The organism is Bacillus pumilus (assembly GCF_009937765.1).
In the GTDB taxonomy this organism is placed as follows: Bacteria; Bacillota; Bacilli; order Bacillales; family Bacillaceae; genus Bacillus; species Bacillus pumilus_O.
The window spans coordinates 3,543,763-3,559,567 of record NZ_CP047089.1 but is presented as its reverse complement, the minus strand read 5'-3'; the positions used below and the strand labels follow the sequence as shown (position 1 = coordinate 3,559,567).

Below are 15,805 nucleotides of genomic sequence, written 5' to 3'. Positions count from 1 at the left end.
AAATGACATCATTTATGATATAATCGACCAAATCACTATCATGAGGGGAGAGTAAAATGAAAAAGGAACTGTTCCAAGTCATCATACTGTCAGTGCTGCTCATCTATTTCATTTATCACGGTATGACAAGCGATTTTCCTTTGTCTTACACAATCATACTCATCACGGCTTATGTCTCTGTGATCACGTACCGCATCATAAAAATATTAGGCTTAAGAAAAAACAAAGAACAATCAGAGCTTTAAGAAATAAATACATAAAAAAACCATCCTTGAATTCTCAAGAATGGCTTTTCGTTATGGAGCATAGCGGGATCGAACCGCTGACCTCTACGCTGCCAGCGTAGCGCTCTCCCAGCTGAGCTAATGCCCCGATGTGTTACGACATAATTTATTATAATCAATCCTCCTATAAAATTCAACCTTTAAAACGCACACACATTGTCTATTTTTCTTTCTGATTAATTGGGATATAGTCAAAGATTTCCCCTGAATGAACAGAGTTCGCTAATCGTCTCAGCCAGTCATAATAGGATTTTGAGCTTTCAAGCTGCTCAATGAGCTGCTGGGCTTCCTCTCTTATATGTGCCTCCAACTGATCATCGTGAGCTACCTCTTGAAGCCGCACTTGCGCTTCTTCAATTGCCGCTAAATTCACCTCGACCTCTCGTTCCCATTTTTGCGGAAAGAAGTTCATGAAAAACTTAAAAAAGTCTTTTTCAGCAACAAAGCTATGTTTTCTTCGGCCGCGGTGAAAGGTCTTTTTGACAATATTCATGTCTTGCAGTTTTTTGACACCCGTACTCATACTAGGCTTACTCATTTGCAGCTCTTCACGCATTTCATCCAGTGTCATTTCCTCATTTAAATACATGGTCCCATAGAGAATACCAGCACTTCGAGTAATCCCATAGAGATCCATCGTTTCAGCTATTGAATCAATGACTAGATCTTTAGCAGCTAAAATACGTTCTTCTGCTTGTGGCTGTTCCTGCTTTTTCATCTTGTCCCTGCTTTCTATTAAGAGAATTCAGTACGTTCAAAAAAATCTTTATGGACTATATGTTAAAGAAAGAATGCGAAATGTCAAAAGAAATTGAAGCATATCTCCCTTTGACAGAAAAATTTGAACATGATACGTTAATTATGTTCAAAACGTTAAATTTTTATTTAACAAACTTACCAAAAAGAATCAGAGGAGGTTCCTTCTATGAGTCAAACACTATTTATAGATGGACAATGGGTTGGCGCCAAAAGCGGCGACACGCGGGATATCATCAATCCATTTAATCAAGAAGTGATCGCGAAGGTGAGTGAAGGATCAAGAAATGACGCGCAGCTCGCCATTAAAGCAGCGAGAAAAGCCTTCGATCAAGGTGACTGGGCAAACTTGCCTGGAATTGAAAGAGGAAATATGGTGTTTAAGATGGCTGAATTGATTAGACGTGATCTTGATGAACTAGCCAAATTGGAATCGCTTGATACAGGCAAAACATTAGAGGAAAGCAAAGCAGATATGGACGATATTGCGAACGTGTTCCAATATTATGCAGGGCTTGCTGACAAAGATGGCGGGGAAATCATTGCATCACCAATTCCGAACTCGAAAAGCGAATTGGTCAGGGAGGCTGTTGGTGTATGCGGGCAAATTACTCCTTGGAATTATCCATTGCTTCAAGCAAGCTGGAAAATCGCTCCTGCTCTTGCGGCGGGGAATACCATCGTATTAAAGCCAAGTGAAATCACACCGCTCACCACGATCAAAGTATTCAAACTCATGGAAGAAGCGGGCATTCCATCAGGAGTGGCAAACCTAGTCCTTGGACCAGGTGCAACGGTTGGTGATGAGCTTGCTGTGAATGATCAAGTCGATTTGATTTCATTTACAGGCGGTATTGAAACAGGCAAGAAAATTATGCAGGGAGCCAGCGGGAATGTGAAAAAAATAGCCCTTGAGCTTGGCGGAAAGAATCCGAATATTGTGTTTCAAGATGCTGATTTAGACGTAGCGGTTGACCAGGCAATGAATGCTGTGTTTTTCCATGCAGGGCAAGTATGTTCAGCAGGTTCACGTTTGCTAGTGGAAGAATCCATTCATGATGAATTTCTAGAAGAACTGGTGAAGCGGACGAAAAAAATCAAGCTAGGAAGCGGCTTTGATGAAGAAACCCAAAGCGGCCCACTCATCTCAGCTGAGCATCGAGAAAAAGTAGAAAAATACGTCAGCATTGGGCTAGATGAAGGCGCCAAATTAGAAACAGGTGGAAAAAGACCTGACGCAGAGGAGCTTTCAAATGGGTTCTTCTACTTGCCAACGATTTTCTCAGGCTGCACGTCAGAGATGCGGATTGTCCAAGAAGAAGTCTTTGGCCCAGTATTGACAGTTGAATCCTTCCGTACAGAGGAAGAAGTAATTGAGCTGGCAAACGATACGATTTATGGATTAGCAGGGGCCGTGTGGTCTACTGATATCAGCAAGGCCGAAAGAGTCGCTCGTCAATTAAGATTGGGCACAGTTTGGATCAATGATTTCCATCCTTATTTTGCTCAAGCACCTTGGGGTGGATATAAGCAATCAGGTCTAGGACGTGAGTTAGGACGCACCGGGCTCGAGGAATATACAGAGCTGAAGCATGTATATCGTAATACAAAACCCGAAGCGGTTCATTGGTTTCAATAAAAATCACACATTTGGAGGAGATTCTATATGACATTAAATATGAAAATTGAAAGCATGCAGAAGTTCCATACATTTGAAATTCCGACTGTCATCAAACATGGTATCGGCTCAGTGAAACATGTTGGGGAAGAAGTAAAAGCATACGGTGTTTCAAAGGTATTGCTTGTAACAGACCCGGGTATTTACCTGGCGGGCGTGGTAAATCCAGTCATTGCTTCATTAAAAGAAGCACAAATCGATGTCGTTCTATTTGATAAAGTAGAGCCAAACCCGCCAGTCCGTTTAGTGAATGAAGGCTCTGCGTTATATGAAAAAGAAGGCTGTAATGGATTAGTCGCAGTAGGCGGCGGAAGCTCAATGGATACGGCAAAGGCGATCGGTGTAGAAGCGACGCATGAAGGCTCAGTCCTTGATTACGAAGCAGCAGAGGGGAAAAAACCGCTTGAAAATAGAATCCCTCCGTTAACCACTATTCCAACAACGGCTGGTACAGGTTCAGAAGTGACGCAGTGGGCAGTGATCACAGATGAAGAAAGAGAATTCAAATTCAACACAGGTGGCCCGCTCATTGCAGCACACCTCACAGTCATTGATCCAGAGCTCCATGTATCCATGCCGCCTCATGTGACAGCAATGACTGGAATTGATGCACTTGCACACGCGATTGAATGCTATACAATGAAATTTGCTCAGCCTATTACAGATGCGGTCGCGCTCATGGCCATTGAATATGCAGCTCATTATATTCGCCGTGCCTTTGCCGATGGTGAGGACATAGAAGCCAGATATGGAATGGCACAAGCCGCAATGCTTGCCGGGCTTTCTTATGGAAGCGAATCAGCTGGCGCTGCACACGCGATGAGTCAAACACTCGGAGGAATGATTCCTGTAGCGCACGGTCAGTGTGTAGCAGCAATGATGGGACCAGTCATGGAGTATAATTGGAAGGGGTATCCCGAAAAATTTGCTCGTATCGCGCAAGCATTTGGTATTGATACTAGCCGAATGTCAACAGAGGAAGCAGCCAAAGCTGCTGTGAACTGGATGTATGATTTAGTGGAAGACCTAGAGGTTCCTTCATTAGAAGAGCAAGGTGTATCAAAAGAGATGATTGACCGCTTATCTAAAGAAGCAATGAAAGATCCGCAAACCATTGGAAACCCAAGAGATCTAAACGAAAAAGCGTACAACTGGATTTATGCTCGCTGTTTTGATCTAACACCTAAAACAGTGTAACAATGAAAAAAGCCTCCCAAAAGGGAGTCTTTTTATGTCTTATAGCTGTTCTTTAATTTCTTTGATTTGATGGATATGGCGTTTTTCATGTGCGCCGATAAAATCAAGATATTGCTTAAGAGATAATTCTTCAAACACAGGGTGTGCAATGACACGCTTGAAATCATCCTCAGTAAACGTTGATAGAATTTGATTGAGCTGCTCACGTGCTGTATCAAGCTCATCTTTTAGGTGTGTAGGTGTCACATGCTTGCGCTCAGGTTCAACAATACTAGGCGCAGTCGCTTTTCTAGAACGATCCTCTGCCATTTCCACCGGCTTTGGCTCATATTCTTTAATCGGTGCTTTTTTTCCTTCAGCAGCTAGATGTTTTGCTGCCACGAGGTCCATCTTTTTTAAATGATCTGCCACCTCTTGAATACTCCAAGTATCATCAGATAATTTTTGATTCAATTGTTCTTCGTTCAAACCTTGCAACTCTTGCCACAATTCTTGTCTTGCATCATGTAATAAACTCATTTTCATCACCTCAAGATCAAATTTTAACATACTGGTACATGACAATCATTCTTGAGCTATCCTTGAATTCCTTTGAAGAATTGTGAGGAAATTTGAAACCTTTACAAAAGTGGTTCGTATTACCTGTTAGAAGGAATACATTGGAGGTGGGCATGGTCTAAATGAAACAAAGGCTATTCATTTCATGAAGAAAGGGTGAGGAAGATGGATGTGTTTGGGCTGCCACTTCAGACGCTATATTTATACATATTGATGATATCAGGAATCCTGACACTTGTTTTCGTCTTTTTCGGCGATGTGTTTGATGGATTGTTTGAAGCGATTCCTGTTCCATTCCTTCAACCAACATTAATCCTCGCATTTCTTACCTTTTTCTCGGCTGGAGGATTTATCTCTGAAAAAACAGCGATTGTAGGGAGTGGACTTGGCGCAGTCTTATCTGCCGTCCTCGCGGTGGTACTTGTGACTTGTTTGAATGTCTTTGTCTTAGTCCCGCTTTCCTCTGCTGAAGAATCTCTCTCATATACGGAGGCCGACTTAAAAGGAAGGACTGGGGAGATCATTGTATCTGTTCCAAAAGACGGGTTTGGAGAAGTGCTGTTAATTAGTAATAGCGGGAAAATCTCAAAGCCTGCTGTCAGTTTCGACGAAGAGGAGATTCCATATGGAACCCGGGTGCTGGTCGTCGAAGTGAACAAAGGCGTCTTATCAGTTATACCAGATGAAGAAATCTAGGAGGGAATGCTATGCCAGGAACAACTATTTTAATTATTATTGGAATTGTGCTTGTGATTTTAATTGCACTTATTGGTGTATTTGTTTCGAAATACCGGACAGCTGGTCCAGATGAAGCATTAATCGTCACAGGAAGTTACCTCGGAAGTAAAAATGTCCACGTCGATGAAGGTGGAAACAAGATTAAGATTGTAAGAGGTGGAGGTACCTTTGTACTCCCTGTTTTTCAACAAGCAGAGCCGCTCAGCTTACTATCTAGCAAGCTAGATGTTTCAACGCCTGAAGTCTATACTGAACAAGGTGTACCAGTCATGGCAGACGGAACGGCCATCATTAAAATTGGTGGATCGATTGAAGAAATTGCTACTGCTGCCGAGCAGTTTTTAGGTAAAACAAAAGAAGACCGCGAAAACGAAGCGAGAGAAGTACTAGAAGGACACCTTCGCTCCATTTTAGGGTCAATGACAGTTGAAGAGATTTATAAAAACAGAGAGAAATTTTCTCAAGAAGTACAGCGTGTCGCTTCTCAAGACTTAGCAAAAATGGGCCTCGTCATTGTATCGTTTACCATCAAAGATGTCCGTGATAAAAATGGCTATTTAGAATCACTAGGTAAACCAAGAATTGCCCAAGTGAAACGCGATGCAGATATTGCGACAGCAGAAGCAGATAAAGAAACACGTATCAAACGTGCAGAAGCAGATAAAGATGCGAAGAAATCTGAGCTTGAGCGTGCTACTGAAATCGCTGAAGCAGAAAAAATCAATGAGCTGAAAAGAGCAGAATTCAGACGTGAACAAGATACAGCAAAAGCAAGCGCCGACCAAGCGTACGATCTTGAAACAGCTCGTAATCGTCAGCACGTAACTGAACAAGAAATGCAAGTAAAGATCATTGAACGACAGAAGCAAATTGAATTAGAAGAAAAAGAGATTCAGCGTCGTGAGCGTCAATACGATTCTGAAGTGAAAAAGAAAGCAGATGCAGACCGTTATGCTGTTGAGCAGTCAGCTGCAGCGGAAAAAGCGAAACGCCTTGCAGAAGCGGATGCTAAGAAATACAGCATTGAAGCAATGGCAAAAGCAGAAGCTGAGAAAGTCCGAATTGACGGGCTTGCCAAAGCGGAAGCGGATCGTGCGAAAGGGGAAACTGAAGCAGAGGTCATTAGACTGAAAGGTCTTGCGGAAGCAGAAACGAAAGAGAAAATCGCTGAAGCATTTGAACAGTATGGTCAGGCAGCGATCCTTGATATGATCGTGAAAATGCTTCCTGAATATGCGAAGCAAGTATCTGCACCACTTTCTAATATTGATAAAATTACGGTTGTGGATACGGGAGGTAACGGAGAAGGTAGCGGAGCCAATAAAGTCACTGGCTATGCTACAAACCTCATGTCCAGTCTACAAGAAAGTCTGAAAGCATCCTCTGGAATTGATGTCAAAGAAATTATTGAGAACTTTTCCGGAAAAGGCAATGTGAAGCAAAGCATTCAGGAACTAACGAATGAAATCAAACAACCAAGAAAAAAAGAGATCGCTGATACTCAAATAGAAGAATAAAATCATAGACACCTTCCATCAGAAGGTGTCTATTTGGCATGTGCCCAGTATGGATTCCTATTTACATATGAAGAAAGATTTACGAGAATACCAGCAGATATCATCATGAACACTAGGGAGGAGCCGCCATAACTAATGAAGGGAAGCGGAATGCCTGTGATCGGAAGAAGACCAAAGACAGCGCCTAAATTAAAGACGGCTTGGAGTATGATCTGAAACGTAAGCCCAATCGTTAACAGTTTTCCAAAAGGGTCTTGTAAAGCATGCACAATTCGCATTGCGCGATACATGATGAGTAGATATGCGCCCATCACAATCAACACCCCCATGATGCCCAGCTCTTCACTGATAATGGCCATAATAAAATCCGTATGGGCTTCAGGAAGAAAGCCTAGCTTTTGAATGCTCCCTCCTAAGCCATTCCCTGTCAGCCCGCCTGAATTCATGGCGAGATACGAATGAATGAGCTGATAGCCATCTCCATCTTCATACTGAAAAGGATCACGAAAAGAAGTCAGCCGCTTCAAACGGTATGGAGCTGTCACTGCAAAAAAAGTGATGCCTGCTGCGGCAATCGATCCTAGTAAAATGAGATGGCGCGTTTTCAGTCCAGCGCACAATAAAATAATGCCGCAGCTTAATAAAATAGACACAGCTGTGCCTAAATCAGGCTGTTTTAAGATGAATAAAAAAACAAAACTTAAAAGGATCAGTGGCGGCATTACACCTCTTTTAAAAGAGGTAATGTACGCCTGTTTTTTCGCGTACACATAGGCAAAATAAATCACCATCACTAGTTTCACAGCTTCAGAAGGTTGGAGCATAAGAGAGCCCAGCTGAATCCATCGCTGAGAATTGTTTTTCACAACACCGATTCCAGGAAGCAGAACTAGAATGAGACATAGCAATGACAGCATGACAAGCCACTTGATCCATTTACGATAAATCTGATAAGGGAAAAGAGCAGCAATGAAGAAAAAGAATCCTCCAATCAGGAGCCATTGCCATTGTTTAATAAAGAAATAGCTGCCTTTCTCATACTTCACTTCTCCTAAAGGATAACTAGCACTGTACACCATCAGTAAACCAAATAAACAGAGGAACGCAATTGTTCCAACAAGAACGAGGTCGACTCTTTTGAGATGAGATAGAAAAAATGTTACCATCTTCAATTCCAATTGTCTCCGAACATATAGGATGATGATCTGATATTGACACTAAACACGAGGCCAATGGCAATCATGTTAGTGAGTAGCGCACTGCCTCCATAGCTGATAAAAGGAAGCGCGAGTCCTGTTACAGGCATTAATCCAATTGTCATTCCTACGTTTTGGAAAACTTGAAACACGATCAGTCCAACGACACCCGCACATATGTACAAACCATAAAGCGTATTCGCGTGCATAGCCACATGAATAATTCGGTAAATCATCATCAAGTACAAACACATTAAAAGGGAGGCGCCGATAAAACCAAACTCCTCACCAATGACGGCAAAGATAAAATCCGTATGCGCTTCAGGGATATTACCGCCTTGTACTTGATGCCCCTTTGTAAAACCGCTTCCTGATAATTGACCTGATCCAATACCGAGCATCGATTGTTTCAGCTGATACCCGTATGTTGAATCAAATTCATCGGGAGAGAGCCAGCCATAAATGCGATCAAGCTGATGTGGCTTAATGATTTTTGTGAAATGCTCAAAATGTTCGTTGTGTAAGTAGACCAAAAATGAAAGAAATGCCAGAAAAGAAGCCGTTAATGCGGCCATCATCTTGCTAGAAATCCCTGAAACAAGCATTAGTGTAAAGGCGATAGATAATACGACGAGCGCTGTCCCTAAATCAGGCTGAACTAAAATGAGGAAAAAAGGAACAACGGTCCAGCAAACGACTTTACTTGTAGGAATGATACTTTCTTTAAACGAGAATCGCTGATGCTTGTATTGGTTCAGCACAGCCGCTAGAAGCAAGATCATAAAAATTTTCATGAACTCTGATGGCTGAACTTTGATTGAACCGAAGCTGATCCACCTTTGCGAACCGTTTTGACTCGTTCCAAAAAAGTGCACAAGAATAATGAGAAAAATACCACCTGCAAATAACCGAAAAGATAAACGCTCAAGCAATTCATAATCAAAGTATGCAGCTATGGCCATGAGACCAAAGCCGACGATATACCAGAAGATTTGTCTTTTGACGAAATAAAACATATCCTGCGTTTCATACTGCCCCGATCCGCTATATACAGCTATCAGGCTGATGACAAAGAAACAAATGACAGTGAGTAAAAGGATGAAGTCAATGCTGTACTGTTTTTTCATAGCTTCTTTTCCTGTTACCTATTTGTCAGCTGGTCTATGACGATTTTCACAGCCGCAGCATCATCAATGTAGCCGATCGGAAAAATATAATCTGGTATTAAATCAACAGGCATAATGAAATAAAGGAGCGCGCCCCCCATCAGCATTAATTCTCGAGAAGTACCTCGTCCGGTCATGAATAAGCTGTACATGTCTTTCAAATGCTGAAGGAATGGTCCGATGCCGTTTAGCGTCTCCATCTTTTTCTCAAACTTTGCCGAGATCGTTTCTTTTCCCTCGTTTGTTTGGCTATAGGTCTCATATTCGTTTAGCTTTTGTTTCAATTTCGTCTGACTAAATGTACCGTCATAGACCTCCTGATCTTTCAGTGTTGTTTCGATCTCTTCTACCGCTTGGATGAACGTATCACTATGTACCTTTTCGTTTTTGATTGGAAACCCAGCAGCAGCTAATAGTTGATCTAATGATAGGTTGAGAGAATCTGAAAGCCGCTGCAGATGATTCAAAGTTGGTTTTCTTTTTCCGTTCATGATTCGAGACAGTGTCGCTTTATCAATTTCTGTGTATGTGCTGAGCTCTCTTAAAGATAAAGAACGTTGTTGCAATCTTTCCATTAAAAGAGTCCCAAGCTCAGTTGTTTTAGAATCCATTTTACGCCATCCTTTGTATGATGTATCAACTCTTCTATAGAAGAAGTCGTACTCAATATAAAGGTGTGTTGACAAAATGTCAACGGATATCCTTTACTGGTTGAATTTTAGGAAATAGGAATTTATCATAATAAAGATATGGTGAAAAAATGAGAAGGAGTGGCGCGGATGAAGGTGAGACATGCTGTACAACAAGATATTCCTAAAATCGCCGAAATACATGTGAAGAGCTGGCAGACGACTTATCAAGGTATTATCAATCAGGATTATTTGGATGGTTTAAAAATAGAAGAGCGAGAAGAGAGCTGGAGAAGAATGTCACTTGAAGGGACGTTTGTCGCAGAAGATGCCGAGGGGGTATTTGGTTTTGCTTCTTTTGGAAAACAACGTGATGAGAGGTATCCAACATATGATGGAGAACTTTACGCGATCTATTTATTGCAAAAGAAACAGAGATCAGGAGCAGGAATTGCTTTAATTGCAGAAGGAGTGCGTTATTTAATAGAGAAAGGGTATCAAAATATACTACTGTGGGTATTTGAACAAAACTCGGCAAAGCATTTTTATCAAAAGCTTCAACCTCATTTTGTCGTTACCAGCCAGTTCGAGCTGGCTGGCGAGAAGCATGATGAAATAGGGTACGGGTGGGAGCTACCTGTATTAAATGACCATCTACACCGAATTAAATCGTCAGCTTCCAATAATAATGAGAGAAAAATGTGAAAAGCACCGCTAGCAACATATAAGAGATAAGAGGAGAAGCTTCTACTTTTCCTTTTATTCCTGCTATCTTTAAAGCTTCATAGAAACCTGCCAAAAAATAAGCAAGACTGAGAATATAACAGCACAGCATAATGGAGTAAGGGTTCATTGATGTACCTCCAACATGAAATCTTCTACTATTAATAGATTCCATAGAGCGGCAATTTATGCATAAAAAAATAACCAGCTGAAATCAGCCAGTTATTTTTTGTGAGGAAAAACCAAACGAGATGCACTTGGTATGAGTATGCAAAGAACGATACTGCAAATAATAAATGAAGGAACCATATATGTGCTGTTATAAATTAAAGAGTAAACCCAACCTGGCGTTCCTTTTGGTGCATACTGAGAAAAGAAAACAACACCAGAAATAAAGAATGTCAACAGTCTGAAGAAACTTGCAACAAATACGGATAAAGTAATATAGAAGAATTGCTGCTTTCGCTTTTGATCCTGAATGGCTTTTTTAATCAATCCAGCAAATAGGCCGCTTAGGGAAATGACAACAGATGCGACGAAATAATCGAGGAATCCTTGAACTGGTGTAGCGATAATAGGGCCATTCATTAGCTGAAGGCCTGCAATAAGCACGCCAATGATAAACCCGGTTGATATTCCCCATCTAATAGACATAAGAATGACGGGGATCATAATCAGCGCAAGAGATCCGCCATTCGGCATTCTTAAAAAGAGACCTGATAAGTAATCTAATACAAGTGCAAGTGAAGTCATAATTGCGATTTCCATCAGTCGTACCAATTGGTTTGATTGCTGCATAAAAAAATCTCCCTTTTCATGAATTGAGCAAGGAGAGACCGTGTAAGGATGAGTATGTTATTCATAGAAAAACATATCGAGTTGAATACACCATATGTATTCAAATGAATCCACATTCCTACTTCAGTATTAACTGACAGGTTCAAAGGGTCAGAACAACAAGTGTTCACTCTCAGCACAAAGCTCCCCCTGCGGTTATTTAGTTTTCTTCTATTATAAATATACTAAAGACCTTCTAGATCAACAATAGAGAATTCCTGTGACAATCGATTTTTGTATGATTATATAGGTAGAGATAAGGGAAAATAAATTATTTAGAAAAAATACTTGTTTCCTCTCTCAAAAGGTGTTATATTTGTATTCGCCGCTAAAACAGCGCGGTTATTAAATAACATAAAGAAAAAAGTTGTTGACTTTATCTTGATAGAATGTTATATTAATAAAGTCGCCTCTGAGAGACGGCGAAGATGATCTTTGAAAACTAAACAAGACAAAACGTACCTGTTAATTCGAGTTTTTATAAAAAAATCCTATGATGTTTCATAGGTAGTCAGTCAAACACTGACGAGGCAGGAGATGATCACATGCTAAGTTCGCTACATCGTGTAGCAACGCATGTGTGATATGCATCCTGCATACCTCGGAGAGTTTGATCCTGGCTCAGGACGAACGCTGGCGGCGTGCCTAATACATGCAAGTCGAGCCCTACGGGCGTCACAGGTATCACTGGTACTACCGGATCTACTGGCAGCACAGGAATCACTGGTGTTACCGGACCTACTGGTGCAACAGGTATCACTGGTTCAACTGGATCTACGGGTGCCACGGGTAGCACTGGACCAACTGGTCCGACTGGTTCTACAGGAATCACTGGTGCTACCGGACCTACTGGTGCAACAGGTATCACTGGTGCAACTGGACCTACTGGCGTCACAGGTATCACTGGTGCTACCGGACCGACTGGTGCAACAGGTATCACTGGTGCAACCGGAACTACTGGTGCAACAGGTATCACTGGACCAACTGGTCCGACTGGTTCTACAGGAATCACTGGTGCTACCGGACCTACTGGAGCCACGGGAATCACTGGTGCTACCGGTCCGACTGGTGCAACAGGAATCACTGGTGCTACCGGACCTACGGGCGTCACAGGTATCACTGGTGCAACTGGTCCTACGGGCGTCACAGGTATCACTGGTTCAACTGGTCCTACGGGCGTCACAGGTATCACTGGTACTACCGGATCTACTGGCAGCACAGGAATCACTGGTGTTACCGGACCTACTGGTGCAACAGGTATCACTGGTTCAACTGGATCTACGGGTGCCACGGGTAGCACTGGACCAACTGGTCCGACTGGTTCTACAGGAATCACTGGTGCTACCGGACCTACTGGAGCCACGGGAATCACTGGTGCTACCGGACCTACTGGCGTCACAGGTATCACTGGAGCTACCGGACCTACTGGTGCAACAGGTATCACTGGTGCAACTGGACCTACTGGCGTCACAGGTATCACTGGTGCTACCGGACCGACTGGTGCAACAGGTATCACTGGTGCAACCGGACCTACTGGTGCAACAGGTATCACTGGTGCAACTGGATCTACGGGTGCCACGGGTAGCACTGGACCAACTGGTCCGACTGGTTCTACAGGAATCACTGGTGCTACCGGACCTACTGGAGCCACGGGAATCACTGGTGCTACCGGTCCGACTGGAGCCACAGGTATCACAGGAGCTACCGGACCTACTGGAGCCACAGGAATCACTGGTGCAACTGGATCTACGGGTGCCACGGGAATCACTGGTGCAACCGGATCTACGGGTGCGACGGGTAGCACTGGACCAACTGGTCCGACTGGTTCTACAGGAATCACTGGTGCTACCGGACCTACTGGAGCCACGGGAATCACTGGTGCTACCGGACCTACTGGCGTCACAGGTATCACAGGAGCTACCGGACCTACTGGTGCAACAGGTATCACTGGTGCAACCGGACCTACTGGTGCCACAGGTATCACTGGTGCTACCGGACCTACTGGTGCCACAGGTATCACTGGTGCAACTGGATCTACGGGTGCCACGGGTAGCACTGGACCAACTGGTCCGACTGGTTCTACAGGAATCACTGGTGCAACCGGACCTACTGGAGCCACGGGAATCACTGGTGCTACCGGTCCGACTGGAGCCACAGGTATCACAGGAGCTACCGGACCTACTGGAGCCACAGGAATCACTGGTGCAACTGGATCTACGGGTGCAACGGGTAGCACAGGTTCAACTGGATCTACGGGTGCAACGGGTAGCACAGGTTCAACCGGATCTACGGGTGCCACAGGAATTACTGGTTCAACCGGACCTACGGGTGCCACGGGTAGCACTGGACCAACTGGTCCGACTGGTTCTACAGGAATCACAGGTGCTACCGGACCTACTGGCGTCACAGGTATCACTGGTTCAACTGGTCCTACGGGCGTCACAGGTATCACTGGTACTACCGGATCTACTGGCAGCACAGGAATCACAGGTGCTACCGGACCTACTGGAGCCACGGGAATCACTGGTGCTACCGGTCCGACTGGAGCCACAGGTATCACAGGTGCTACCGGACCTACTGGAGCCACAGGAATCACTGGTGCAACAGGACCTACTGGTGCAACAGGTATCACAGGTTCAACCGGACCTACTGGCGTCACAGGTATCACTGGTGCTACCGGATCTACGGGTGCCACAGGAATTACTGGTGCTACCGGATCTACGGGTGCCACGGGGATCACTGGTGCAACTGGATCTACTGGAGCGACTGGTATCACTGGTGCCACAGGAATTACTGGTTCAACCGGACCTACTGGTGCCACAGGAATTACTGGTGCCACAGGAATTACTGGTTCAACCGGACCTACTGGGGCTACGGGGATCACTGGTGCAACTGGACCTACTGGAGCCACGGGGATCACTGGTGCAACTGGATCTACTGGAGCGACTGGTATCACTGGTGCAACTGGATCTACTGGAGCGACTGGTATCACTGGTGCCACAGGAATTACTGGTTCAACCGGACCTACTGGTGCCACAGGAATTACTGGTTCAACCGGACCTACTGGCGCTACAGGAATCACTGGTTCAACCGGATCTACTGGTGCCACGGGGACCACTGGTGCAACTGGACCAACTGGTGCCACAGGAATCACTGGTGCAACCGGTCCGACTGGTGTTACAGGAATTACTGGTTCAACCGGACCTACTGGTGCCACGGGGATCACTGGTGCAACTGGTCCGACTGGCGTCACAGGAATCACTGGTGCAACTGGACCAACTGGTGCCACAGGAATCACTGGTGCAACCGGTCCGACTGGTGTTACAGGAATCACTGGTGCCACAGGAATTACTGGTTCAACCGGACCTACTGGTGCCACGGGGATCACTGGTGCAACTGGTCCGACTGGCGTCACAGGAATCACTGGTGCCACAGGAATCACTGGTGCTACCGGTCCGACTGGTGTTACAGGAATCACTGGTGCCACAGGAATTACTGGTTCAACCGGAACTACTGGGGCCACGGGGATCACTGGTGCAACTGGACCTACTGGCGCTACAGGAATCACTGGTGCAACTGGAGCTACTGGGGCCACAGGAATTACTGGTGCTACCGGATCTACGGGTGCCACGGGAATCACAGGTTCAACCGGACCTACTGGCGTCACAGGTATCACTGGTGCTACCGGATCTACGGGTGCCACGGGGATCACTGGTGCAACTGGATCTACTGGAGCGACTGGTATCACTGGTGCCACAGGAATTACTGGTTCAACCGGACCTACTGGTGCCACAGGAATTACTGGTTCAACCGGACCTACTGGGGCTACGGGTATCACTGGTGCAACTGGAGCTACGGGTATCACTGGTGCAACCGGTCCGACTGGTGTTACAGGAATCACTGGAGCGACAGGAATCACTGGTTCAACCGGACCTACTGGGGTTACAGGAGATACCGGATCTACTGGTTCCACAGGTAGCACTGGACCAACTGGTCCGACTGGTGCCACCGGATCTACTGGGGCCACTGGGCCTACAGGGGCTACCGGAATCACTGGTTCAACCGGACCTACGGGAGCTACTGGAACAGGTGGTTTTACAGATACTGCACTTTATGCTGCTAATAGTTCTGGACCTACCATTGTTACTGTAGCCGGTGGAACGAATATTCCTCTGCCAAACTTTCAAAACATTACTGGTTTTACGGCAAACGGCACAAGTACTGTTTTTACCGTTCTGCAAACTGGTAAATATTATATTACGTATCAAGTCAACACCACTACAGCTCTTTTGATTAGTACACGTTTGCTTTTAAATGGAGCAACTACTATTTCTGGTTCTGTTCAATCACCTGTTATCTCAACTTCATTTATCAACAACACTGTTATTGTTAATTTAACAGCTGGAAGCACCATTTCACTGCAGTTTTTTGGGGCAGTTGTCACAGCTATTTTAGTTGGAGGAGGCGGTGCTGCAGGTGCTACCTTGACCATCATTCGGCTTAGCTAAACGAAAAAAGAAAGGCTT

13 protein-coding genes, 1 tRNA gene and 1 riboswitch are annotated in these 15,805 nt (G+C 44.5%); of the genes, 7 read left to right on the top strand and 7 right to left on the bottom strand.

The window, feature by feature from the left end; translation table 11 throughout:
• Positions 1-56: 56 nt before the first annotated feature.
• Positions 57-245 carry a hypothetical protein gene (locus GPS65_RS17885; protein WP_012011019.1) on the top strand — a complete coding sequence of 63 codons (189 nt, stop codon included), beginning with the start codon at positions 57-59 and terminating at the stop codon, positions 243-245.
• Positions 246-299: 54 nt separating this feature from the next.
• Here GPS65_RS17885 and GPS65_RS17880 read toward each other — a convergent pair.
• Positions 300-372: transfer RNA gene (locus tag GPS65_RS17880), tRNA-Ala, on the bottom strand.
• Between the two features lie 72 nt (positions 373-444).
• Positions 445-1,002 (bottom strand): transcriptional regulator GbsR, encoded by a 558-nt coding sequence (gene cudC, locus GPS65_RS17875; RefSeq protein ID WP_012011018.1) that lies wholly within the window; start codon positions 1,000-1,002, stop codon positions 445-447.
• A gap of 207 nt (positions 1,003-1,209) precedes the next feature.
• On the opposite strand from cudC, the gene betB reads away from it, so the two are divergent.
• A complete protein-coding gene (gene betB / locus GPS65_RS17870) occupies positions 1,210-2,679 on the top strand; it encodes a betaine-aldehyde dehydrogenase (protein WP_012011017.1) in 1,470 nt (489 codons plus the stop codon).
• A gap of 27 nt (positions 2,680-2,706) precedes the next feature.
• Positions 2,707-3,915 carry a choline dehydrogenase gene (locus GPS65_RS17865; protein ID WP_012011016.1) on the top strand — a complete coding sequence of 403 codons (1,209 nt, stop codon included), beginning with the start codon at positions 2,707-2,709 and terminating at the stop codon, positions 3,913-3,915.
• Positions 3,916-3,954: 39 nt separating this feature from the next.
• Here GPS65_RS17865 and GPS65_RS17860 read toward each other — a convergent pair whose 3' ends face one another.
• Entirely contained in the window at positions 3,955-4,434 is a 480-nt protein-coding gene (locus GPS65_RS17860; RefSeq protein WP_003213650.1) for a DinB family protein, read from the bottom strand.
• A 204-nt stretch (positions 4,435-4,638) separates the two neighbouring features.
• Here GPS65_RS17860 and GPS65_RS17855 point away from each other — a divergent pair, with 204 nt between their 5' ends.
• Positions 4,639-5,169: an NfeD family membrane protein gene (locus GPS65_RS17855; RefSeq protein ID WP_012011014.1), complete on the top strand. Its 531-nt coding sequence runs from the start codon at positions 4,639-4,641 to the stop codon at positions 5,167-5,169.
• Between the two features lie 11 nt (positions 5,170-5,180).
• On the top strand, positions 5,181-6,728 hold the full coding sequence (locus GPS65_RS17850; RefSeq protein ID WP_119125280.1) for a flotillin lipid rafts scaffold protein FloT: 1,548 nt from the start codon (positions 5,181-5,183) through the stop codon (positions 6,726-6,728).
• Between the two features lie 29 nt (positions 6,729-6,757).
• Here the strand turns inward: GPS65_RS17850 and ftsW are convergent, their stop codons facing one another.
• From ftsW to GPS65_RS17835, 3 genes are read right to left on the bottom strand one after another with little or no spacing between them, the layout of a single operon-like run.
• Positions 6,758-7,894 (bottom strand): putative lipid II flippase FtsW, encoded by a 1,137-nt coding sequence (ftsW, locus tag GPS65_RS17845; protein WP_119125716.1) that lies wholly within the window; start codon positions 7,892-7,894, stop codon positions 6,758-6,760.
• Positions 7,895-7,896: 2 nt separating this feature from the next.
• On the bottom strand, positions 7,897-9,051 hold the full coding sequence (rodA, locus tag GPS65_RS17840) for a rod shape-determining protein RodA (protein ID WP_119125279.1): 1,155 nt from the start codon (positions 9,049-9,051) through the stop codon (positions 7,897-7,899).
• A gap of 14 nt (positions 9,052-9,065) precedes the next feature.
• The gene (locus tag GPS65_RS17835) at positions 9,066-9,701 is read right to left on the bottom strand and encodes a DUF1232 domain-containing protein (protein WP_119125278.1); all 636 of its coding nucleotides are present in this window, start codon (positions 9,699-9,701) and stop codon (positions 9,066-9,068) included.
• A gap of 168 nt (positions 9,702-9,869) precedes the next feature.
• Here GPS65_RS17835 and GPS65_RS17830 point away from each other — a divergent pair, with 168 nt between their 5' ends.
• The gene (locus GPS65_RS17830; RefSeq protein ID WP_088002053.1) at positions 9,870-10,424 is read left to right on the top strand and encodes a GNAT family N-acetyltransferase; all 555 of its coding nucleotides are present in this window, start codon (positions 9,870-9,872) and stop codon (positions 10,422-10,424) included.
• A gap of 240 nt (positions 10,425-10,664) precedes the next feature.
• On the opposite strand, the gene thiT is transcribed toward GPS65_RS17830, so the two are convergent.
• Complete coding sequence (thiT, locus tag GPS65_RS17820) at positions 10,665-11,240, bottom strand: energy-coupled thiamine transporter ThiT (protein ID WP_012011009.1); 576 nt, start codon at positions 11,238-11,240, stop codon at positions 10,665-10,667.
• Positions 11,241-11,338: 98 nt separating this feature from the next.
• Positions 11,339-11,440, bottom strand: a riboswitch (TPP riboswitch).
• 480 nt (positions 11,441-11,920) lie between these two features.
• On the opposite strand from thiT, the gene GPS65_RS17815 reads away from it, so the two are divergent.
• Positions 11,921-15,787, top strand: coding sequence for a beta strand repeat-containing protein (locus GPS65_RS17815; RefSeq protein ID WP_338014786.1), 3,867 nt, complete (start codon positions 11,921-11,923; stop codon positions 15,785-15,787).
• Positions 15,788-15,805 lie beyond the last annotated feature (18 nt).